Below are 22,650 nucleotides of genomic sequence, written 5' to 3'. Positions count from 1 at the left end.
AGCGGACGGCCGCTCCCGCGCCGTCCCGGCACCGCTTCCGGAGCGCCGCGGCACCACTGCCCGGCCTCCGTGACGGCCCTCACCAGTGCCGGTAGCGGCCCTCGATCATCGCCTCCAGTGCGGCCCGGTGCATGATCAGCGCGTCCGGGTCGGCGGGTGCGGGCATCTCCCCGAAATGGACCTGGCGGTACGCCACGCGCAGCATGACGACGGCGTGCCGCAGGGCCGCGTAGAGGATGTGGAAGTCCATGGCGCGCGGTGGGTGACCGGCGAGCCGGGCGTATCGTTCCTCCACATGGTCGCGGCGCAGCAGACCGGGCAGCCCCCGCTGACCGCCGCTCTCCGCCAAGTCCTGGAAGAACCGGTGCAGATAGATCAGCCAGCCGAGGTCGAGTTCGCGCGGGCCGGGCACGGCCATTTCCCAGTCCAGCACGGCGGCGGGCGTGAAACCGTCGTAGACGATGTTGCCGATCCGCGCGTCGCCCCAGGTCAGTACGGTCTCGTCGGCTTCTTCCGGCTCCGTCGGCCAGTGGTCGGCGAGCCAGGCGAAGCCGCGCTCGATCAGCGGGGACGGCTCCTGTCCGGCGACGACCCAGGCGTAGTACGCCCGTTGGGCCGTCACATGCCGCCGCAGTGCGCTCCCGCCGCCGGGCAGGGCGAGGAACTCCGTCTCCCCGACGGGCACCTGGTCGTGGATCCGGGCGAGGACGGAGACCGTGCCCGCTTCCAGGTCCGCGCGCTGCGCGTCGGTAGCGGCGTGCAGCCAACTCCCCTCGTACGTGTAAGGCATGACGTCCGGCGGTACGCGGCCCTCGGCGCGCTCCATCACGAAGAACGGCGCGCCGAGCGGCCCCGGGTCCTCCTCCAGCCACAGGGTGCGCGGCACGGGCACGTCGGTGTGCTCGGCCACCAGGCGCAGCGTGCGGTACTGGCGGGCCATGTCATAGGTGGGGAATACCGTGTAAGCGGCAGGGTCGGCGGCCAGGCGCAAGGCGCAGGAGCGGACGGGCGGACGGGGGTGGTCGATGTCGAAGAGCAGGGTCTCGCTGGACATGCCGTTGGAGGCGGGGACGGTCGCGGAGACCGCGCGGGCACCGGGCAGGCGGGTGGCCAGCCACGCCGACAGCCGCCGGGTCAGCTCGACCGGGTCGCGGGTGGTGGTGCGGGGCCGGGACGCACCGCTCATGACCGCCCCTCCGGGGAGGCCGGCGCCTCCGGACGGTCCGGTGCCGCCTCGGGCGGTGCCCCGGCGGCCGCCGCCACGTCGGCGTGTCCCCTGAACCCGCTGGGATCGTGGCGGCCGAAGCTGCCGTGTTCGAAGATCCCGTACCCGGTACGGCCGTCGAGCGTGAAGCGGGCCGCGTGATCGGTGACCCCGTGGGCCGCCCGCGGATGGGCGGCGGGGTCGGCGAGGTCGTAGGTGCGGCGGTCGGTCCAGCCGCGTCCGCGCCAGGTACCGTGCTGCCAGTCGTCGGCGGGCGGATAACCCGCGCCGACGGCCAGGGGCGACGAGGTGAGGATCTCGGCGGCGAGTTCGAGCGGCTTGCGGGACGGGTCGGTGAGGTGCAGCACGGCGCGCTCGGGGTGGCGGGTGCCCGGCCGGTAGGTGATGTCGGCGTGCGGCCAGCCGAGTTGGACGTCGTGGGTGCCGTTGCGCACGAGCAGGGCCTCATTGAGCGTACGGTGCCCGTCGGCGTCCTCCTGGACGACGACCATCACGAACCGGTCGTCGAAGCGGACCGGGCACCAGATCCAGTGGAAGCCCTCCGGCCGCGCCTCCTCGGCGGCCCGCCCGCCGTCCTCGCCGGGTATCGGCCGCACGCCCCAGCTGCGGTCCCGGGTGCCGGTCCACTCCCCCGCCGTGACGGTCAGTTGCTCGCCGCCGGCGCGGATGGTGCCGGTGCAGGTGCCCGCCTGGACGAACCGGCGGCCTTCGAGGACGAGCCGTCCGCCGCGGTACTGGGTGTGGTGCGGTTCCCAGACGGCGGGGAAGGCGGCGTGCCACACGAGATCGCAGGAGAGCCCGCCGGGGACGGCCGGGTCGGCGGCGCAGTGCAGCCGGAGCCGTTCGAGGGGCCGGTCGACGGTGATCGTCAGCGGTCCGACGGTGAGGGCCAGGCGGTCGTCGGTGAGCGCGTCGGAGGCCCGTACGGCGTGCAGACGGTCACCGAGCCGCAAGGTGGCGTAGGCGTCGATGACACCGGTGTTGGGGTAGACGCCGAGGCCGGCGACGAGCAGTGCGCGGCCGGTGTGGTCCATGACGTGGAAGATGCAGCGGTCGTAGGCGTTGCGGTCACCGGTGGCGACGTACCGCATGGACAGCGGCACTTGGTGGACCGGGTATTCGTCGAGCGCGATCGGCCGGTCGGTCACGGGACACCTCCTGGACGCGCGGGCGGGCGCGGTCCGGTGGCCTCCGGGGCGCGCGGTTCCGTCTCGGCGGCGACCGTTTCCGCGGCAGGAATTGACGGTACGTCAGGAGTAGGCGCGGGACCATAGCCGTGCCCTCGCCCGGACGAGGAGCCCAGGGCCAAAGCGGCGCCGCGCCACGGCACCGCCCTCCCCCGGCTGCCGGCGGACACGGAGCCGCCCGCTGCGCTGTACGACGGACACACCGCCGTACAGTGGGAGGCGTAAGCCATCGCGGACACCGGCGACATAACGGTGACGGAACGAGGGGGCACCATGACGACGGCCGGCGCCGCACAGGACCCGAGCAGCCTGCACTGCCTGCGCTGTGGCCTGGAGGTGAGAGGTTTCACCGGCTGCCCCCGGTGCGCGGCGGAGGACATCGGGGTCAACGCGATGCCGCCGCTGGCCGACCTGGCGGGCCTGGAGCTGTCCTCGTACCCGGGCGGCCCGTGGGGCTGGCCGGAAACCCTGCCGGTCAGCGGCCCGCCGGTGACGCTCGGCGAGGGTGACACCCCCACCATACGGCTGCGCACCGACCCGGCCGCGCTCGGCGACGGGCTCGCGCCGGAGTGCGGCAGTGAGTTGTGGGTCAAGTACGAGGGCGGCAATCCGACCGGCTCGCACAAGGACCGGGCGATGGCGGTGGGCGTGGCCGCCGCGCTGGAGACCGGTGCCGACACCGTCGTCGCCGCGTCGTCCGGCAACGCGGGCGCGGCGGCGGCCGCCTACGCGGGCCGGGCCGGGCTGCGGTGCGTGGTCTTCACCGACGAGGGCGTACCGCCCGCGCTGGCCGCGCAGATGGACCTGCTGGGTGCCGAGCAGGTGCCGTGCGAAGGCGGTTTCCTGGCCCGCAACGCCGCGATGGCGCGGGCCGTCGAGGAGCACGGCTGGTATCCGCTCACGAGTTTCTCCGCGCCCTCCCCCGGCGGCAATCCGTACGCCGACGAGGGCTACAAGTCGGTGGCGTACGAGCTGGCGCGCGACTTCGCCGGGCGGCGGATCGGCGCGGTCGTCGTACCGACCTGCCGGGCCGACCTGCTGTCCGGGATCGAGCGCGGCTTCCGGGAGCTGTCCGCGGCCGGCCTGGTGTCCGCGGTGCCGCGGATGGTGGCCGCCGAGCCCGCCGGCGCGGCGCCCTTCACCGCCGCCCTGCGCCACGCCGACCGCGCGGCCCAGGAGCGTACGCGTGTGGAGAGCCACCCCACCGCCGCCTTCTCGCTCGGCGAGGAACGCCCGTGCTGGCAGGGACTGGACGCGCTGTGGCGGTCCGGCGGCACGGCCGTCGCCGTGGCCGAGAAGGAGTTCGTGGCCGAACAGCGGCGCCTCGCCGAGCAGGGCCTGCTGCTGGAGACGTCCTCCGCCGTGGCGGTCTCCGTCGCCCGCCGGATGCTGCGCGAGCTGCCGGAACTGGTGGTGGCGATCGGCACGGCGACGGGCATGAAGGAGCTGGGGTCCGGCCCGGCGGGCGGGTGACGGCACCGCGGGGCTCATCGCCCCCCGCGGCGGGCGGCTCTCCGACCGTCCGCCGCCGCCCCGACCCGCCATTTCCTACGGAGCCGCCGTACGGATTCCCTCCCCTGCCCTCAGCGGGACTCGGGCCCCGCCAGGTGCCGCGCGACGACCATGCGCTGGATCTGGTTGGTGCCCTCGACGATCTGGAGCACCTTGGCCTCGCGCATGTAGCGCTCGGCCGGGAAGTCGAGCGTGTAGCCGTACCCGCCGAGCAGCTGGACGGCGTCCGTCGTGACGCGCATCGCGGCATCCGTGCAGAACAGCTTGGCCATCGCCGCTTCCTTCGAGAACGGCAGGCCGGCGTCCTTGCGGCGGGCGGCGGCCAGATAGAGCGAGCGGCCGGCCTCGATCTGGGTGGCCATGTCGGCGATCATGAAGCGCAGGCCCTGGAAGTCGGCGATCGGACGGCCGAACTGCTGCCGGGATGCGGCGTACTCCAGCGCCTCGTCCAGCGCGGCCTGGGCGACGCCGATCGCGCAGGCGGCGATCCCGAGGCGACCGGAGTCCAGGGCGGACAGGGCGATGGTGAAGCCTTGGCCCTCGTCCCCGATACGGCGCGCGTCGGGAACCCGTACGCCGTCGAAGTGCAACTGGGCCGTGGGCGAGCCCTTCATGCCCATCTTGCGCTCGGGCGCGGCGGCGGTCAGCCCTTCCGCGTCACCGGGCACCAGGAAGGCCGTGATGCCGCGGGCGCCCTTGTCGCCGGTCCGCGCCAGCACGGTGTAGAAGTCGGCGACACCGCCGTGGGTGATCCACGCCTTGGTGCCGTCCAGGGTCCAGGTGTCCCCGTCCCGTACCGCCCGGGTGGTCAGGGAGGCGGCGTCGGAGCCGGACGCGGGCTCGGAGAGGCAGTAGGCGCCGAGCAGACCGCCGCCGAGCATGGCGGGCAGGTGGGCGGCGCGCTGTTCCTTCGTGCCGAACTCGGCGAGCGCGTGGCAGGCGAGGGTGTGCACGCTGACGCCGAGCCCCACGGTCAGCCGTGCGGCCGCCAGCTCCTCCAGGACCTGGAGGTACACCTCGTAAGGCTGGTCTCCGCCGCCGAACTCCTCCGCGTACGGGAGGGAGAGCAGACCGGACTCGGAGAGCAGGGCGAAGGTCTCCCGGGGGAACCGTCCCGCTTCCTCCTGCTCGGCGGCGACCGGCTTGATCTCACGGTCGAGGAGATCCCGCACCAGGGCCAGCAGATCGCGGGCCTCCTCCGTGGGCAGCCTGCGGTCCACCGGCCGGGGGCCGTACTCGGTCATGGCGGCGCTCTCCTCCCTGTCGGGCGCTGCGACGGCGCCCGCGAGGGTGAGGCGGCGCCGCCGGTCATTCGCACAGTGCTCAGCAGATGATCCCCCACCGGGTCGCGGAGGGCGGTGACCTGCAGCTGTGGCGCTGTGAGTATGCCCGATCGACAGCTTCACGTCACTGGTTGATCGAGATCTTGTTCCGCTCGGCCGGAACTTCGTCAGCCCCGGAACCGGCGGCCCTTCACCGCCATCAGACCCGGCCGAAACTCGACCCCGCCACCTTCCCCGCCGCCTACGCCACCCCACACGTCCTCCCTTACGCCCTCCCGTCACTCCCCCCGTCCCCTATACGCCCTCCCGTCACTCCCCCGCCCCTCCCGGCCGCCGGGGGCTGTACGCACGCGCCCACGAAATTGGTCCAAACCATTGACCACACTGGTCTAGTCCTTCTACGTTCTCCCCCGCAACACTCAACGCGTTCATGCCAATTCGGAACGCGTGTCCGTCCCGCACCGCCCTCGCCCCCCTCCGAGGAGACGACATGCCCAGACCCATCCGTACGCGATCACCTCGTCGACTGATCGCCGCCACCACCGCGCTGTGTACGGCCGCCCTGGCCGGCACCCTCTTCGCCGGCACGGCCGCCGCCGACCCCACCGGCAGCGCCGCCCCCGCGACCGCGCCGACCGCACCCGCCGCCACCCAGGCAGCCGGCGACAAGGTCGTCGGCTACTTCACCAACTGGGGCGTCTACGACCGCAATTACCACGTCAAGAACATCCAGACGTCCGGTTCCGCCGACAAACTGACCCACATCAACTACGCCTTCGGCAACGTCCAGGGCGGCAAGTGCACCATCGGCGACGCGTACGCCGACTACGACAAGGCGTACACCGCGGACCAGAGCGTCGACGGCAAGGCCGACACCTGGGACGCGGGCGCACTGCGCGGCAACTTCAACCAGCTGCGCAAGCTCAAGAAACTGCACCCGAACCTCAAGGTGATCTGGTCCTTCGGCGGCTGGACCTGGTCCGGCGGCTTCGCCCAGGCCGCCAAGAACCCCAACGCGTTCGCGCAGTCCTGCCTGGACCTCGTCCAGGACAAGCGCTGGGCCGATGTCTTCGACGGCATCGACATCGACTGGGAGTACCCGAACGCCTGCGGCCTGACCTGCGACACCAGCGGCCGGGAAGCGTTCACCAACCTCGCCAAGGCGCTGCGCTCCAAGTTCGGCAGCAAGCTGGTGACGGCGGCCATCAGCGCCGACGCCTCGGCCGGCGGCAAGCTGGACGCCGCCGACTACAAGGGCGCCGCGCAGTACCTCGACTGGTACAACCCCATGACGTACGACTACTTCGGCGCCTGGGACGCGAAGGGACCGACGGCCCCGCACTCGCCGCTGACCCCGTACAACGGCATCCCGAAGGCCGGTTTCAACACCACCGACACCATCAAGAAGCTCAAGACCCTGGGCGTCCCCGCCAACAAGCTCCTGCTGGGCCTCGGCTTCTACGGACGCGGCTGGCAGGGCGTGACACAGGACGCGCCGGGCGGCACGGCGACCGGCGCGGCACCGGGCAAGTACGAGGCCGGCATCGAGGACTACAAGCTCCTCAAGACCCGCTGCCCGGCAACCGGCAAGGTCGGCGGCACGGCCTACGCCAAGTGCGGCAGCCAGTGGTGGAGCTACGACACCCCGGAAACCATCGGCACCAAGATGGCTTACAAGAACCAGCAGGGCCTGGGCGGCACGTTCTTCTGGGAACTGAGCGGCGACACGGCGAACGGTGAACTGATCAAGTCCATCAAGTAGCCACCCAAGCAGCGCCTCCGGACTGGGCGCACCCCCTCGCCAGACGCAAGGTCAGGGAATGCCGTAGCGACAGTCTCCGCACAATGGCGCTGAGGCCGGGCCCGTTCTCCACGGGCCCGGCCTCGCCATCTCCATCAACTCCCCTTACCAACGCAGACTCCCCTGTACCGCCCACCCCAGGTCGACCAAGCCACGTCATCGAACTGATCCCGCCCTCACGGGAATACAGAGCCCGACGCTCCGGAAGCGCGTTAGGGTACCGCCGGAACCACACCCTCGGCCGCCGCAGAAACGGCCCCACCGAGGCCCAGCCCCCTGAAACACGCCACCCTCCCCTCCCCACCTCAAGACCCACCTCCCGCTCACACCCCGAACGGACCAGCCCGTCAATGCCTCCACATATGCCGGTTATGCCGAATTCCGTGAAAGTAAGTAAAATCCACAGCACCGCCTGCTGAAGCCGCTGGTCAGGGCCTGTGGTCCCCGCGGGTGCGGGGGTGGTCCCCCGGCCGAGATGATCAGGGCCGCGCACGGCTTGTGGTCCCCGCGGGTGCGGGGGTGGTCCCCGCTCATCGACTCTGCGGGCCACCTCGCCGAGGTGGTCCCCGCGGGTGCGGGGGTGGTCCCGCCTTGTCGCTGCCCTTCTTCGCCTTCTTCCAGTGGTCCCTGCGCGTGCCGGTCCACCCCCAGCGGCATTGCCAACCGGATCGGGGGCCCTCGCGGTCCCCCGCACGAAACCGTTCCACCCCAGAACGCTATACCCGTCGATACTTTCGGGAGCGGCCGCGAAGAGCTTAACGAGCCGGGGCAACGATGCCGTTCGGTTCTGTCTGTGCGCGTCAGTTGAAGATGACCGACCGCAGCTTGAGGCGTTCTGAGGCGCCGCCGGTGCGTGGCCGCAGGCGGAAGGAGTCGCCCTGGCAGTCGGTGCCGGTGAAGACGGTCGCCCAGGCATCGGTGCGGTTCTTCGGCGAGTGGCCGGGCTCCGGGTTCTCCTGGCCGACGCCGTGGAGGTTGATGCAGCGACCACTGGGCGGGTTGTTGAGGAAGCCGCTGGCCTCGTCCCCCTCGACAGTCACGTAGGAGAAACGGAACTGTCCTGTAGCCGCGGAAGCCGAACCAGGAGTGGCGGCCAGGAGCACGGCAGCACCGAGGGCGGCGGTGATGGCGGAGCGAAGACGCATCTGCGGGTCTTTCTGCAGGTGGGAAAGTTGCCGCAGGCACCCCTTCCCCCTTCGGCAGAGGCGCACCCATGCATCACCCCCAGGAGTGATGGAGAAACGGGCCTGCATTGCCCCGAACGGTGTCGGCGGTATGTCGGCGCACTGGCTGTGCACGCCCCCGCCTGGCGGCGGTCCACAGCGGAACGACGTTCCGGCGTAGGGCGCTTCGGGCGCTCCCGTGCGTCCCGGGCCGGTCGTAGGACCCGGGACGCGCGGGGCCGTCAGCCTCCCGCCGCCGCTCCGGCGGCGATGACCTCGCGGTTGACGGCGCGGATGCGGGCGGGGTCGACCTTGAGCTCGCGCCGGTCGTACGTCCAGAATCCGTTGAGTTCGTTCTCCAGGTCGGAGACCTGCGTGTAGACCGAGCCGGACAGTTGCTCGCCTGCCTGGCGCAGGTAGTACCGCCGGGTGTTGTCGACGTACTTCCGGGTCAGCGCCTCCGGGTCGGCCACCCCGCTGTAGATCACGGTGGGGGTGCCGGGCCACATGTGGCCGGGGGTGCGCAAGGTGAAGCCGCCGTGTTCGCCGTCCATGGCGGCCCGGCGGTCGTCGGGTGCGGGCGGGTCGACGTTGTTGTAGTCATGGTGATCGATGATGTCGCCCTTGCCCGAATCTCCCTTGGAGTCGCAGCAGTTGACGCCACTGTGCGCGTTGACGATGCGTGTGGGGTCGGTCGCCTTGACGGCCTCGGCGAGCCGGCCGGTGGCGGCGCGGTCCCACTCGCCCCAGCCCTCGTTGAAGACGACGTAGCCGCCGACAGCCGGTGAGTTGTGCGTCTGCTTCATCATCTCCTTGCCCTGGTCGGTGAACGCCTGCTGCCCCCGCTCGTCGGCGATGGTGCCGGAGACGAAGTCCTGCCACACCAGCAGTCCGATGCGGTCCGCGTGGTAGTACCACCGGGGCGACTCGACCTTGATGTGCTTGCGCACCGCGTTGAAGCCGAGCCGCTTCTGTCCCTCCAGATCGAAGCGGAGCGCGGCGTCGCTGGGCTGGGTGTGGAGGCCGTCCGGCCAGAAGCCCTGGTCCAGCATGGCGAGGGAGAAGAAGGGCCTGCCGTTCAGGACGAGCTTGGGGTGGCCGCCGACCTTCTCTACGCCGATGGAGCGCATCCCGAAGTAGCTCTTGACGGAGTCCTTCGGCCCACCGTCGCGCAGGGTGACTTCGAGGTCGTACAGGTAGGGGTCGTCCGGCGACCACAGGTGCTGGTTCCGCACCTTCAGGTTCAGGCTGGTGTTGGCCGCTCCGGTGACCCTGCCGACCACCCGCCCCTTCTTGTCACGCGCCACGGCCGTGACCTTCGCCCGCGAGGAAGCGTTGTGGGACTCCGCCGTCACCTTGAGAGTGCTGCTGCCGATGTCGGGAGAGCTGACGATCCTGTCGACGGCCGTCCTGGCGACGGGTTCCATCCAGACGGTCTGCCAGATGCCGGAGGACTGGGTGTAGAAGATGCCCCCGGGGTGCGGCGTCTGCTTGCCCTTCGGCTGGTTGGCGCCGCCGGTGTCGGTGACGCCGACGATGATCTCCTGCTGGCCGCTCTTCTTCAGCGCGTCGGTGATGTCGGCGCTGAATCCGGTGTAACCGCCGGTGTGCCGGGCCACCTGCTTGCCGTTGACCCATACCCGCGCCTCGTAGTCGACGGCGCCGAAGTTGAGTTTGAGGCGTCGCGCGTTGCCGACGTGCCAGCTCTTGGGGACGGTGACAAGCCTGCGGTAGAACATGTGGTCCTCGTGCCGCTCGATCCCGGAGAGCTGCGACTCGACGGGGAACGGCACCGTGACCGTTTCGGCCAGCCGCTTGCCGAACGGGGGCTGCTCGTCCTTACGGGCGCCGACGAACTCCCAACGGCCGTTGAGGTTCTGCCACGCCGCCCGCTTCTCCTGCGGGCGGGGGTACTCGGGCAGCGGGTTGTTCGGATCGATCTTGTCGCCCCACTCGGTGATCAGCCGGTGGGTGGAGAGGTTCCCGACAGCGCGGATCACCACGGGGACGGGCTTCCCGCCGCTGGTGAGCCCGCCCTTGCCGTCGTAGCCGAAGCGCACCCGCTGCCCCTTCTGGACGGGCCCGGCCAGTGTGAGGACCACGGAGCGCGGGTCGTTCCCGTCCCCGACGACCGACTCCACAGGCATCTGCGTGGTGTCGACCTCCAGCATCAGGTGGTCCTTGAGCGCCTCGGCCCCATGGACCTCGCCCTCGAACGTCGCCCGCAGCCGGCGCCCGTCGGCGCCGACGGTGAGGTCCACCGGATACGGCTCGAAGCCGTCCGGCAGGGTGAAGGCCGACTCCGGGACCGGCTGCCTCTTGACGTCCGGACTCTGCCAGCTCAGCACCATGTTGGAACCGCCGGTGTCCTGGAACATCTCGAACCGGAAGTCGTACTGCCGGCCGGCGGTGAGTTCGAGGGGTTCGCTCTTGACTTCGACGTCCCAGTCGGGCAACCAGTGGTCGATGACCGGCTTGCCGTCGATGAAGAACCGGAAGCCGTTGTCCCCCTTGGCGAAGAAGGTGAACTTCCCGCTCTCGGGCACCTCGATCCTGCCGCTCCACCGCGCCGTGGTGTGTTCGGTGCGCCCGGCGGCGAAGCGGAAGACGGAGCTCAGGTCCGGGAAGTCGACGGCCGGTTCCACGGTCGTCCCGCCGAGCTCGGCGAAGTCGCGGGCACCGGGCGCGGACATCCGGAAGTACTCGCCTTTGAGGCCGTGTTCGTCCGCGCTCGGGGTTTCCGCCGCCCGCGCGGGCGGCGCGAGGCTGCTGACGGGCAGCGATACGGCGAAGGCGAACAGTAATGCGCTGAACAGCAGGTGGGAGAAGGAGCGCCGAGGGCGCCTCATGCGGTGTCTCCAGTGGGGACCTCTGACACGCGGGCTCAGGCCACGCGAAGAAGGAAACATAGTCAAACAGTTAGACACACTCCGCACCGCAAAACAACAGTTCTACACGGCAATTGCCCAGCCGGGCACCGCTCATCGAGGCCGACCAGTCGCCAGTCACCGGATACCGGACGCCGGATGCCGGATGCCGGAGTGCCGCCTTGCCCGTACCACCGGGGCGGTACGGGCAAGGCGGCAAGACGGCAACGTGCCGAGCCGTGTCGGTCGGACGACGTACGGCTAGCGGGCGGCGGACGAAAGACGGCCGGCGGCGAGCTGCCACTCTCGGTGCAGGGTGCCCAGCGGGATGCGCTTCTGGAAGAGCGGGGTACCGAAGACCGTCAGCTGGGTCTGGAGCGAACCCGACAGATCCAGTCCTCCGAAAGCCTTCCAGTCGGCCGTGGCGGAGCCCTTTCCGTCGGAGGAGCCGGCGATCACGGCACCGCCTTCACCGCGCAGGTACGGAGCGAGGTCGGCGCTCACCCCGGCCATGCCGTACAGGCCGACGCCCGCTTCGGCGCCGAGCGCGGCCTTGACGCGGCCCGCTGCCGTCACGGTGGCCTGCACCGGGGTGGCGGTCAGGCCGGATTCGCTGACCGGCTTCCAGCCTTCGGCCCAGGTGTAACTCCCACCGACCCGGAAGCCGCCCTTGAGGTCCTGCTTGACATCGACACTGATCCTGCCGTCGGCCTCCACCGCGAGATAGCAGGTGAGATCGAGGTTGACGACGACGGGTACCGGGCCGACCTGGATGACCGGGTCCGCGTGCAGCTTGGCGAACGGCATCCGCAGCGGCTTGTCCTTGCCGGTCGACGCGGCGGCCTGCCCCTTGAACCTCCACTGGGAGGACCAGTCACCCGAAAGTCCGATGTACGCGCCGCGGGGAGCCGTGCCGGTGGCGGTGCCGGAGTCGGCGGAGTCCGCGTGGGTACGGTTGCCGTTGTAGCCGAACTCCACCTTCGGGGAGAGCTGGACGAAGCCGGAGACCGAGGCGGCGGCACTGGCCGGGGCGCCCTCGGCGGTGGCGACCGACGCGCCGACGTCGAGGCGCAGACTGCCCAGGGGCAGCGTGGCGCCATGGGGGCCGAACCGGCGCTCGCCGTTCTTCGCCCAGGACACCTTTACGCCCTTGACCAGCGGCTCGACCGAGATGCCCGCCGGATCGACGGGCACCTTCCCGTCCGCCTCGTCCTTGCCCAGCAGCGCGTCGAGCGTGGCTGGGGCGGTGTTGACCTCCGTGCCCTGGCGCGTCGTGGCCAGCACCTTGGTGACCTTGGCCAGTACACCGTCGGGGGCGCCGGGGGCGGGCGCGCTCGCGATGACGTCACCGACAGCCACAGCCGAATTCTTCCCGGGAGCGGGAGCGGTGGGCTTGGGCAGCTCGGGAAGCTTCCGGGGCCGCCCCTCGGAACCGGAATCGGGACCGGAACCGGCATCGGCGGAAGGCACGAGGGCGGATGACGTGGGGGTGGACGAGGGCGCAGAGGCGACCGGAGGCTTCTTCGGGGAGACCGCCGCCGGGCCGGCGATGACCGCGCGCCCGCTGTGGCGGTCGTACGAGGCGACCCGCAGCGAGGACTTGTGCGCCACACGCCCGTCACGGGAGGGACGTGCCACGGCGGTGGCGCCGGCCGGAGTGGACGGCGCCGGGGCCGCGGTGACCGGCAGCCGCCGCCCGCCGCCTGCGCTGCCACCCTTGGCAGTGTCGGCCGCAGCGTCCAATTCGGCGGTCGGGGCCGCGGCATTCTCAGCGCCGTCACCGGTACCGGCGGCCTCGGCGGTACCACCGGCGCCACCGGCACTGCCGGATTGCCCGCTACCGGCCGACGAACACCCCGCGGCCAGCAGGGAGATGGTGGTCAAGGCAGGTATGAGTGCCTGCTTGGTGATCTTGTGCAAAGTGGGCCCTAGGGGACGTGGGGTGGGGTACGCCACGACGGAGTCGGCTCCGTGGGCAGCGCCTCACGACGACAGGACGCTCGCGACGATGCGCGAAACGGATCTGCGTGATCATGCCATGACTCCGACGTACGAGGGAATCGCCCCCTGCCCAGCGATTGGCCCGCACCAAAGACCATGTTTCACAATAAACAAATGTCGCGCCTTTACCCGCCCCGGCGCTCACCTCGCCCCCTCCCCCATCAAGCCACGCGCTCAGGGGCGTTGGCGGGAAACTGAGCAGGGTCGCGTGCTACGGCAAGACAAGAGACACAAGGCCGTATCCCCAGAGAAAAAGCCTCCAGGGACACGGTGGTTGCCTTGGTGAACCGAGTCGAACATTCAATGGGTGCGGGTGCTGACTTTGTCGAGAATCCCGTCGGCGGGTTCCGTCAGAACGGCGGAAAACTCCCCGCCAAGACGCCCCCGCCAACAACCGGCCGTGCCCCACACCCACCACAACCAGCCCTGACCCACACCTGTCACCATCATCCCTGGCCCACCCCCGCCAACACGACCCCAGGCCCCGGCGCACGTCAGGGAACAGGCGGCCGGCTGGGCGCCGGACAGGTGGGCTCGTACTCCTCGATCAGCCGTAAGGTGTCCCCGAGCCCCCGGACCAGCAGCGAGCCGACCGTCTCCCGGTCCAGTTCCTGCCGTGCGATCCATTCGAGGGTGACGCCCTCGACGCTGGAGAGCCAGCCGACCAGCGCCGTACGGGCCAGTGCGGGGATGTCCTCACGGCCCCAGGCAGCGTGCGCGATGGTGCCGAGCAGCCGTTCCCGGACCTCCGCCCGGATCGCGAGCACCTGCGCGTCGAAGCCGACGCCGCCCGTGACGATGGCGCGGTAGGCCGCCTGGTGGTGCTGGGCGTAGCGCAGATAGCCGTCGATCGTGTGCTGGACCCGCTCCACAGGCGGCAGGTCGTGGGTGCTCGCGGCGCGCCGGACCAGTTCCGCGACGGCGTCCTCGATGATGGCGAGGTAGTAGCCGCGCTTGTTCTTGAAGTAGTAGTAGATCAGGCCCTTGGCGACACCGGCCTGGCGGGCGATGTCGTCCATGGACAGGGCGTCGTAGGAGGTGTCGGCGAACAGTCTCCTTCCGGTGGCGATCAGTTCGGCACGACGTGCCTGCGAACGCTCGGTGACGCGGGCGACCCGTGGGACACCGGGTCCGCGCTGTTGACTATTATTCAATTCGAGCCCTAGTCTCCAACTGCCGCGGATTTTCCGCAGTATGGCAGAAGTACGCCACCTGCGGCTTCGTCCCGTGGCAGCTCCACCAGGCACTTCCCTCGCGCGCTCGCACGTGTCCACGGCTGCGCACGGCAGCCGTCCCATCGCTGCCCCGGGGAGGAAGCAGTGAGCAAGAAAAGGCGGCCGTTGCCGCAGGGACGCACCTCCTGGAAGAAGACCGCGGTCACGGCGATCCCCGCGGTGCTCGCGGTCGGCGCGATGGCCTCGGTGATGGCCGAGGGCGCACTGGCCGCGTCGTTCGCCGTATCGGGCACCAACTTCCAGGTCTCGTCGGGCAAGCTCACCAGCCAGGGGCTGGCCTCGTACGTACACACCGACCGCGACGTGGGAGGCAAGGGCCACCCCGTCGCGCTGCTCGGGCTGGGCAAGGCCACACTGAGCGACATCTGTCAGGCGGCCGAGGTCAAGACACCGCTGGGCACGGTGGTGTTCAAGCTGACCGCCGGCGGCGACGCCGGGCAGGTCACCGCCGACAGCCTCGTCATCGACGCCGAGGACCTGGTGGGCGACGCGCGCTTCGGTACGGCGCAGATCGGGCGGGACGCCTCCACCCTCGACCAGGTGCCCGGCGTCCAGGGCGAGAAGGGCAAGTTCGGCCTCCAGGCCGGGGACATCGAGGTCGCCGGGGTCAGATCCCACGCGTGGTCCGCCACCGGCGGCAACTTCCGCCTCAAGGGTCTGCGGCTGGACGTGAGTCTGGACGGCAAGAAGTGCTTCTGACCACCCGGCGCCCGGCCGTCCGGCTCCCCTGGCCCGAGCGGCGGGCGGCGTTCCGCGACTGGCGGCGGACCCGGCCGTTCTGGGCCGGGCTGCTGCTGATCCTGGGCGGCGCGGAACTGCTGCTCGTACCGCTGTCGCCGCTGACCGTACTGATCAGCCTCGGCCTGGGCGGGCTGGCCGCGATCGGCATCGGGCTGGCGCTGATCGTGGCCGGGCTGTTCCTGTGGCTGCGCCCGGCAGCGCACCATTACGTGAGTCTGCACGCGCTGATCCTGTCCGTCCTGTCCTTCGCCGCGACCAACCTGGGCGGCTTCCTGCTGGGGATGGGGCTGGGCATCGCGGGCAGCGCGATGGGGTTCGGGTGGACGCCGCTGCGGGAGGAGGCGGAGGAGAACGAGGAAGATGAGGGGGACGGAGACGAGGGGGACGGGAGACCCGCCTCGCCCCTCCCGCAGAAGGACACAGCCGCGCCCGGCACGGACGACAAGGATGACAAGGGCCGGAACAGAACACTCGCCGTAACACTGCCGTTCGTCCTGATCGCGGCTGTCGGCACCCCCGCCGAACCCGCGCACGCGGCGGCGGCCGGTATCCCCGCCCCGCCCGTCCCGCCGACGGTGACCACGACCATGTTCGCGCCGAAGGGCTTCATGCTGGCCGGTGTCACCGAGGTGCAGACGGCGGACGGGCCGGTCAGGGCGATGGTCCTCCGTATGAAGGCCGCATCCCTCACGGACTACCGGCTGACCACCCGTGACGCGGGCGGCCCACAACTCAGCCTCGGCGCCCGCAGCCTGGATCTCAGCGGCAATGTGACGCTCTACCTCACCAAGTTCAGCGGCTGTCTGGAAGGGCTGATCTGCCTGACCTTCACCCCGGACACCCTCCCGGTACCGCCCGTCGTGCCGCCTTTCGTCTTCATGACCGACGTGGACGCCGAACAGGCCCTGGTCACCTCCGACCTGATCGTCGCGGACGGACTGACCCTCGACGCCGGGCCGACAACAGGGCCGGGAACCGGACCGGGAACGGGGACGGAAGCCGAGCCGGGAGCGGGGACGGCATGATCGGGCTGCCGGCCGCGCTGTTCTGGGCGTACGCCATCGGCTCGACGTTCGCGCTCTCCGCCGCCCGGCAGCTACAGTTCCTCGAACGCCGAGCCGCCGACCGCACCGGGCTGCCCGCACGGCTCGCCCCGCGTCTCGTCAGCCGCGCCGCGAACCCGTACCTGTGTCTGACGCTCCTGTACGCGGCGGTGCTGCTGGTGCCCACCGGCCTGTTCCTGATGTGGCAGAACCCGTCCTGGGCGACGATGCACATCGCCGACGGGCACCGCGGCGTCTGGGCGGGCTTCCCCCTCCTCTACGCAGGCGGCGTCGTGATCGCCGCCCTCCTCGGCTTCCTGCTCGCGCAGGCACTGTGCCTGGTCGGCGCGGGCTACTGGGCGTACCTGAACTGCGTCGGCGGCTCCTTCCTGCTCTTCGGCACCCTCGTACACGGCTGGGACGGCCAGGGCTACCGCCGCTTCCTGACGACGGACGGCGCCGCGCTGCGCGCCTGGCCGGAGGAGAGCGTCGTCAACAACGTCCTGCGCTTCCTCACCTCCGGCACCTTCCTCACCCTCCTGCTCCTCGGCGCCGCCGTCATCGGCACGATGCTGCTGGTGGAGATCGGCTGGCTGGCCGAAGGGTGGCTTCTGCCGGGTGGTGCCCAGGACCGCAAGGTCCCGCGCCTCCTCGCCGTAGCCGTCGCGGGAGCCGGTCTCTACGGGCTGCCTCTGGCCGGCGCCGTCCTGGCGAGCACGCTGGTCCGCTTCCTCGGCTACCCCGTCGGCCTCACGGCCTTCGCCGCCGTGGCAGGAACGCTTCTCCTGCCGCGCCGCTCCCCCGTCCGCGGGCTGTACGGGCTGGTGGGCCTCCCGAAAGCGCATTGGCGGGCCACGTCGGACCTCGTTCCCGCGAGCCGGGCGGCCCCCACCTGACCGTACGCACGGCCCCGGCCCGCAACCACGACATCGCCCCCGCCTCCCCCGGCCCTGCCCCCGGCCTTTACTGCGCCACCCCGTACGAGCACCATCGGCGTACGGGACGGGGGCAGGAACCGCAACGGAGAGGTGACGCGTGGTCAACCCTTGGCTGGCGATGGAGACGGGAACCGACCCCGCGGAGCACACCCGCACCCTGCGGCACGCCCACGAGACGTTCCTGGCGGGCGGGCCGGTGGCGCAGCCCGTGCGCCAGGTGGTGGCCGACTCCTGGCGCCGGTCGGCGTCCGCGCGCGCGACACTCGACGGGCCCGCGCCGATCGACCTCGACGAGCCGGAACTGCGCGCCTACCGCGACGGACACCCGCTGGCCCGCGCCATGCCCGTCTTCCGCGACCTCCTGGGCACCATCGCCCACGACGGCGCCCACGTCCTCGCCGTCTGCGACCCGCAGGGCCGGATGCTCTGGGTCGAAGGTCACCCGGGCGTCCGCCGCCATGCGGAGCGCATGAACTTCGTGCCCGGCGCGCGCTGGGACGAACGGCACGCCGGTACGAACGCGCCCGGCACCGCGCTGGCCGCCGACCACGCCGTACAGATCTTCGCGACCGAGCACTACAACAAGCGCGTACAGCAGTGGACGTGCGCGGCGGCGCCCCTGCACGACCTGCGGACGGGGCGGCTGCTGGGCGCCGTGGACATCACCGGCGGCGACCACCTAGCCAGCCCGCACAGCCTGGCCCTCGTCCAGGCCACCGCCCGTGCCGCCGAAGCACACCTGGCCTCGTACGCGAAGTACGCGAAACACCCGGCACCCGCGGTACACCTGACCGTGCTCGCCCGGGACGAGGCCCTCCTCACCACCGACGGCCGGACCCTGCGACTCGGCCGCCGGCACAGCGAGATCGTCCTGCTGCTGGCCCGGCACCCGGAAGGACTGGCAGGCGACCAACTGGCCACGCTGCTCTACGGCGAACGTGACGTGCGGCCGGTGACGCTGCGCGCGGAGCTGTCCCGGCTGCGCCACGTCGTGGGTCCGCTGCTCGCCTCACGCCCGTACCGCCTGACCAGAACCGTCGAGACGGACGCGGACGCCGTGGAGACGGACCTGACCGCCGGCGACCTGCCGGCCGCGCTCCGCGGCTACCGAGGCCCTCTTCTCCCCCGCTCCGAGGCCCCCGGTGTCCGCCGCCTCCGTTCCCTCCTCGAAGACCGGCTACGGCGCTCCGTCCTCACCCACCGCACTCCGGAAACGTTACGCCTGTGGGCCGACACCCCCTGGGGCGAACACGACCTGGAGGTCTGGGAGGCCCTGGCGGCCACCGCCCTGCCCGGAGACACCGGACCGGCCTCCACCGCGACACGGCTCCGCACGGCGTACGCGCTCCCGCCGCCCTCGCAACGTCCCCGCAACGATCCCGCCCCTAGCCTGCGCACCGGCGCCCCGCCGCGGGAGCGGGGGCGCGACCGACCCGACAGCGATGGGGAGCTCTCATGGCCCGTTACGCGAACCCTGGTGCCGCCGATGCCGTGATGGCGTACCGGCCTCGCTACGACCACTGGATCGGCGGCGCATACGTACCGCCCGCCAAGGGGCAGTACTTCGAGAACCCGACCCCGGTCACCGGGCAGCCGTTCACCGAGATCGCCCGCGGTACGGCCGAGGACGTGGAACGCGCCCTCGACGCCGCCCACGCCGCCGCGCCCGCCTGGGGCCGTACCTCGCCCGCCGAACGCGCCCGGATCCTCAACAAGATCGCCGACCGTATGGAGGACAACCTCCAGTCCCTCGCGGTCGCCGAAACCTGGGAGAACGGCAAGCCCGTCCGCGAGTCGCTGGCCGCCGACCTCCCCCTCGCCATCGACCACTTCCGCTACTTCGCCGGCGCCGTCCGCGCCCAGGAGGGCAGCCTCTCCCAGCTGGACGACGACACCGTCGCGTACCACTTCCACGAGCCGCTCGGCGTCGTCGCCCAGATCATCCCCTGGAACTTCCCGATCCTCATGGCCGCCTGGAAACTGGCCCCCGCCCTCGCCGCGGGCAACGCCGCCGTCCTCAAGCCCGCCGAGCAGACGCCCGCCTCCATCCACTACTGGATGAGCCTGGTCGCCGACCTGCTGCCGCCCGGCGTCGTCAACATCGTCAACGGCTTCGGCGTGGAGGCCGGCAAGCCCCTCGCCGCCAGCCCGCGCGTCGCGAAGATCTCCTTCACCGGCGAGACCACGACCGGCCGCCTGATCATGCAGTACGCCTCGGAGAACCTGAAGCCGGTCACCCTCGAACTGGGCGGCAAGAGCCCCAACCTGTTCTTCGCCGACGTCTCCGCAGCCGACGACGACTTCCTCGACAAGGCCCTGGAAGGCTTCACCATGTTCGCCCTCAACCAGGGCGAAGTCTGCACGTGCCCCTCCCGCGCCCTCATCCAGCAGGGCCACTACCAGGACTTCCTGGCCGCCGGCGTCGCCCGCACCGAACAGATCGTCCAGGGCCACCCCCTGGACACCGACACGATGATCGGCGCCCAGGCATCCAACGACCAGCTCGAAAAGATCCTCTCCTACCTCGACATCGGCCAGAAGGAAGGCGCCCGCGTCCTCACCGGCGGCACCCGCGCCGAACTCGGCGGCGAACTGGAAGGCGGCTACTACGTCCGCCCCACCATCCTCGAAGGCACCAACGACATGCGCGTCTTCCAGGAGGAAATCTTCGGCCCGGTCGTCGCCGTCACCCCCTTCACCGACTTCGACCACGCCATGACCCTCGCCAACGACACCCTCTACGGCCTCGGCGCCGGCGTCTGGACCCGCGACACCAACACCGCCTACCGCGCCGGCCGCACCATCCAGGCCGGCCGCGTCTGGACCAACTGCTACCACGCCTACCCGGCCCACGCCGCCTTCGGCGGCTACAAGCAGTCGGGCATCGGGCGCGAGACGCACAGGATGATGCTGGATCACTATCAGCAGACGAAGAATCTGTTGGTGTCGTATTCGCCGAAGAAGCTGGGCCTCTTCTGAGCCCATGAAAGAGGCGCCTGACCTGGGCTTATACCCGTCAGGCGCCTTCCGCTGGACTCACCCAGAGCCAGGCCCGGTTTGCGCTACACCTCCCAGTTCCTCCCACCGCCACACCCGTCCTGACCAGCTCTTCCGGACCAGTCACGGACCAAAACCGCGCTTCACCCCGCAGGAGCGCCTCCTCCGCTTTAGTACTCCAGCAGCGGATCGTGTCCTGAGGTGCGTTTTCGGTAGTGGCAGCGGCGGGCGACGGCTGGGTCGCTGCTCGCCCTGGCGCTCCGGCGGCCGACTCACTCCCCACAACCTGGGAGTCGAGGTGACAGAGAGCAGAGCATTGTCGATAACGGATATAAAATTTGGACTTCTCAGCCAAAGTTCGCATGATTCAGCCTATTTAAATGCATTTGTTCATTCTCTGCATTGCGCCGGTGCGCCGCCCTTCCCTACATTGAGGGGTGTCAGGCGGAAAATCTCTCCACCTGAAAACCGAAGGAAGTGCACCATGCGCACCATGCGCACCACGGACACTGCACGGACCTTCCTGGTCGCGGCGATCGCCGTGGCCGGCCTCGCCCTCACTCCCGCCCTCGCCTCCGCCCAGCCCGGTACGGGCGGCGCACCGACCCGCACCGCTGCGGGGGCCCCCGGCGCCAACGGCGCCAACGGGGTCGGAACCCTCGGGGGCATCGGCGGCCTGGGCGGCACCGGTGGCGCCGCGGGTGCCAACGGCAACGGAGGCACCGGAGGTGCCGGAGGCAACGCCACCGGTATCGCAACCGTCGGCGGGGCCGGCGGCACGGGCGGCGCCGGCGGGGCCAACGGCAATGGCGGCAACGGCGGCTATGGCGGTGCGGCCAAGCTCGGCGGCACCGGCGGCAAGGGCGGGGTGGGCGGTGTCGGCGATGCCGGCGCCGGTATCGCCGGCGGCAAGGGTGGCAACGGGGGTGCAGCCGTCGTCGACGGCGGCCACACGGGCGGCAAGGGCGGCGCCGGGGGCGCGGCCAGCCCGGTGTGCCCCGGTAAGCCCGGAGGCAACGGCACCGACGCCACGGCGTTCGCGGATGGCACCACCGGCTCCACCGGCGCTGCTGGCAAGACCACGCTGCCCTGCTGAACACCTGCGGTGAGCGGTTCGCCGCAGGAGGACAGAAGAACCGGCCCGGAGCAACGCACCCGGTGACTGCTGCGCACTGACGGGTAGCCGACGGAGTGCGGGCCCCGACAAGCGCCCGGCTGAGATCTCTCAGCTGGGCGCTTTCGTCGTATGCGATCTGCACGCACACTGGCCCGTGCGGTCAGAGGCCCCGGTGCCGACTCGCAGCTCAGCGTCCGTGAGCCTCTCACGCCGGGTCCTGATATCAGGGTCTCTGGCGTGGGCTTACGCCAGGCTGTGCGTCGCAGCGGGTGCGAGGTACCCGGAACACGAACCGCAAAGGCGCAGGACACTTTCGCGCGAGTCGCCACTTGGTGAGGCAGATGACGGGCGCGGGTCGCGGAGTCTGCAGCTCCGGCTGGTACACGCCGCGCTCCTCTCGACGCGGCCGGCGAGCGGCAAGGTGGAAAATCTCACTGTGCCCGTACCGGGTACCGCAGGTGCGGCACTTCTCGCCGGGGATGGTGAGGGTGACACGGAGGGTAGCGCCGCACTGGCAGGCGACCCGTACCCGGCGTTCCGCTTGTTCACCGGCTCGCCGGGCCCGTCGATGAAGACGTTGACCTGGCTGCCGACTCGCAGACGTGTCCTGCGATGTTGCCGTCCGTCTCCCGGGCGCCTCGCACACGCCGCGCCCCACGATCCGACCTACGCGCAGGCCGGAGACCCTGGCGCCAGGACACCGAAATGAGAGACCCGCAGCCGCTGATCCGCGAGTCGGCACCCGGTATCTGCCATTTCCAAGATCCCCGACAGCGTCAGGCTCTGACTGTGACGGCGGACTTTCGATGTGTCTCGTGGTCCCTGTCTGCTTAAGGAGTCTAGGACACTTGGCCGACTCCAGCCCCATTTCCGGCCCGAGCGTCCTCGGCCACGCACTGTCACGGCACACCCAGCAGCGGGTCCGCCTACCGTGGCGCACCCTCGTCGGACCGGTAGATGCCCGCGGCCTCGTCACCGGCCCAGACGGCGGCGGACGTGGCGCACGAGCCTCGGAGACCTGGAGGCAACCTCGCCTCTGCTGGACTATGCACCTGGTTCATAGCTCTGCCACGGCCAAGTACCACTACTGCGCCACAGTCACTGGCACGCGCCCCTCCCGCATGAGGAGACACCGCACCCATCGGAAGCGCCATGTCACCAAATGGCCACGCTTCCCCCGCAGACGAACAAAATAGAAACAATTATGTAATCTTTCGCCCAGGTGCACTACTTCATATAAAATGACTTCTCCATTTTCCATTGCGCATCACAGGTGACTCACAGCTAGCCTTTGACATGCGCCTCCGCTCTTTGGTTCCAAGTTCCCGACGGGCCTGGACACGGGCGACCACGAGTCGGCGTGCCGACAGGTGGCCGTTCCTGGAGAGCGGCGCTCACCACATCGAGGAGACGTCATGAAGAAGGCTTACGAAGCCCCGACGCTCGTACGACTGGGTTCATTCCGGCAGAAGACCGGGCTGCTCGCGCGGCACGGAAACGACCGTCTCGTTCTGAGCAAGAACTGACGGTCCACGGCTCG

15 protein-coding genes and 1 pseudogene are annotated in these 22,650 nt (G+C 70.5%); 9 read left to right on the top strand and 7 right to left on the bottom strand.

Annotation, left to right across the window (positions count from 1 at the left end; all coding sequences use genetic code 11):
• Positions 1-79: 79 nt before the first annotated feature.
• Together ACZ4QV_RS25700 and ACZ4QV_RS25695 are read right to left on the bottom strand one after the other, a co-directional pair.
• A complete protein-coding gene (locus ACZ4QV_RS25700) occupies positions 80-1,186 on the bottom strand; it encodes a phosphotransferase family protein (RefSeq protein WP_361153767.1) in 1,107 nt (368 codons plus the stop codon).
• Positions 1,183-2,373, bottom strand: a complete 1,191-nt coding sequence (locus ACZ4QV_RS25695; protein WP_361618479.1) for an Rv3169 family protein — start codon at positions 2,371-2,373, stop codon at positions 1,183-1,185. Before ACZ4QV_RS25695 ends, ACZ4QV_RS25700 begins: the two co-directional genes overlap by 4 nt.
• A gap of 312 nt (positions 2,374-2,685) precedes the next feature.
• On the opposite strand from ACZ4QV_RS25695, the gene ACZ4QV_RS25690 reads away from it, so the two are divergent.
• Positions 2,686-3,885 carry a threonine synthase gene (locus ACZ4QV_RS25690; RefSeq protein WP_361153770.1) on the top strand — a complete coding sequence of 400 codons (1,200 nt, stop codon included), beginning with the start codon at positions 2,686-2,688 and terminating at the stop codon, positions 3,883-3,885.
• Positions 3,886-3,995: 110 nt separating this feature from the next.
• Here ACZ4QV_RS25690 and ACZ4QV_RS25685 read toward each other — a convergent pair whose 3' ends face one another.
• A complete protein-coding gene (locus ACZ4QV_RS25685; protein ID WP_361638762.1) occupies positions 3,996-5,168 on the bottom strand; it encodes an acyl-CoA dehydrogenase family protein in 1,173 nt (390 codons plus the stop codon).
• A 529-nt stretch (positions 5,169-5,697) separates the two neighbouring features.
• On the opposite strand from ACZ4QV_RS25685, the gene ACZ4QV_RS25680 reads away from it, so the two are divergent.
• A complete protein-coding gene (locus ACZ4QV_RS25680; RefSeq protein ID WP_467763456.1) occupies positions 5,698-6,969 on the top strand; it encodes a glycoside hydrolase family 18 protein in 1,272 nt (423 codons plus the stop codon).
• Positions 6,970-7,808: 839 nt separating this feature from the next.
• Here the strand turns inward: ACZ4QV_RS25680 and ACZ4QV_RS25675 are convergent.
• The 4 genes and pseudogenes from ACZ4QV_RS25675 to ACZ4QV_RS25660 form a co-directional block, all read right to left on the bottom strand.
• Entirely contained in the window at positions 7,809-8,153 is a 345-nt protein-coding gene (locus ACZ4QV_RS25675) for a hypothetical protein (protein WP_361153777.1), read from the bottom strand.
• Between the two features lie 266 nt (positions 8,154-8,419).
• Positions 8,420-11,020 (bottom strand): annotated as a pseudogene (locus ACZ4QV_RS25670) (PA14 domain-containing protein); the annotation flags it as partial.
• Positions 11,021-11,299: 279 nt separating this feature from the next.
• Positions 11,300-12,397 carry a hypothetical protein gene (locus ACZ4QV_RS25665; protein ID WP_361638766.1) on the bottom strand — a complete coding sequence of 366 codons (1,098 nt, stop codon included), beginning with the start codon at positions 12,395-12,397 and terminating at the stop codon, positions 11,300-11,302.
• A 1,136-nt stretch (positions 12,398-13,533) separates the two neighbouring features.
• The gene (locus tag ACZ4QV_RS25660) at positions 13,534-14,193 is read right to left on the bottom strand and encodes a TetR/AcrR family transcriptional regulator (RefSeq protein ID WP_361591840.1); all 660 of its coding nucleotides are present in this window, start codon (positions 14,191-14,193) and stop codon (positions 13,534-13,536) included.
• A gap of 258 nt (positions 14,194-14,451) precedes the next feature.
• On the opposite strand from ACZ4QV_RS25660, the gene ACZ4QV_RS25655 reads away from it, so the two are divergent.
• The 7 genes from ACZ4QV_RS25655 to ACZ4QV_RS25625 all read left to right on the top strand — a co-directional run bounded on the left by ACZ4QV_RS25655 (position 14,452) and on the right by ACZ4QV_RS25625 (position 22,636).
• On the top strand, positions 14,452-14,973 hold the full coding sequence (locus tag ACZ4QV_RS25655) for a DUF6230 family protein (protein ID WP_467763496.1): 522 nt from the start codon (positions 14,452-14,454) through the stop codon (positions 14,971-14,973).
• The gene (locus tag ACZ4QV_RS25650) at positions 14,964-16,040 is read left to right on the top strand and encodes a DUF6114 domain-containing protein (protein ID WP_361591838.1); all 1,077 of its coding nucleotides are present in this window, start codon (positions 14,964-14,966) and stop codon (positions 16,038-16,040) included. Before ACZ4QV_RS25655 ends, ACZ4QV_RS25650 begins: the two co-directional genes overlap by 10 nt.
• A complete protein-coding gene (locus ACZ4QV_RS25645) occupies positions 16,037-16,954 on the top strand; it encodes a hypothetical protein (RefSeq protein WP_361591836.1) in 918 nt (305 codons plus the stop codon). Before ACZ4QV_RS25650 ends, ACZ4QV_RS25645 begins: the two co-directional genes overlap by 4 nt.
• Positions 16,955-17,093: 139 nt before the next feature.
• Entirely contained in the window at positions 17,094-18,491 is a 1,398-nt protein-coding gene (locus ACZ4QV_RS25640; protein WP_361638769.1) for a GAF domain-containing protein, read from the top strand.
• Positions 18,452-19,975: an aldehyde dehydrogenase gene (gene adh / locus ACZ4QV_RS25635; protein ID WP_361153796.1), complete on the top strand. Its 1,524-nt coding sequence runs from the start codon at positions 18,452-18,454 to the stop codon at positions 19,973-19,975. Before ACZ4QV_RS25640 ends, adh begins: the two co-directional genes overlap by 40 nt.
• Before the next feature lie 502 nt (positions 19,976-20,477).
• Positions 20,478-21,089 (top strand): hypothetical protein, encoded by a 612-nt coding sequence (locus ACZ4QV_RS25630; RefSeq protein ID WP_361591830.1) that lies wholly within the window; start codon positions 20,478-20,480, stop codon positions 21,087-21,089.
• A 1,436-nt stretch (positions 21,090-22,525) separates the two neighbouring features.
• Entirely contained in the window at positions 22,526-22,636 is a 111-nt protein-coding gene (locus ACZ4QV_RS25625; protein WP_361153799.1) for a keywimysin-related RiPP, read from the top strand.
• Positions 22,637-22,650: the final 14 nt, after the last annotated feature.

It is taken from the genome of Streptomyces sp. NPDC026394, assembly GCF_055567735.1.
Note: the sequence above shows the minus strand (reverse complement) of the source record. Positions and strands in the feature narration are given on the sequence as shown.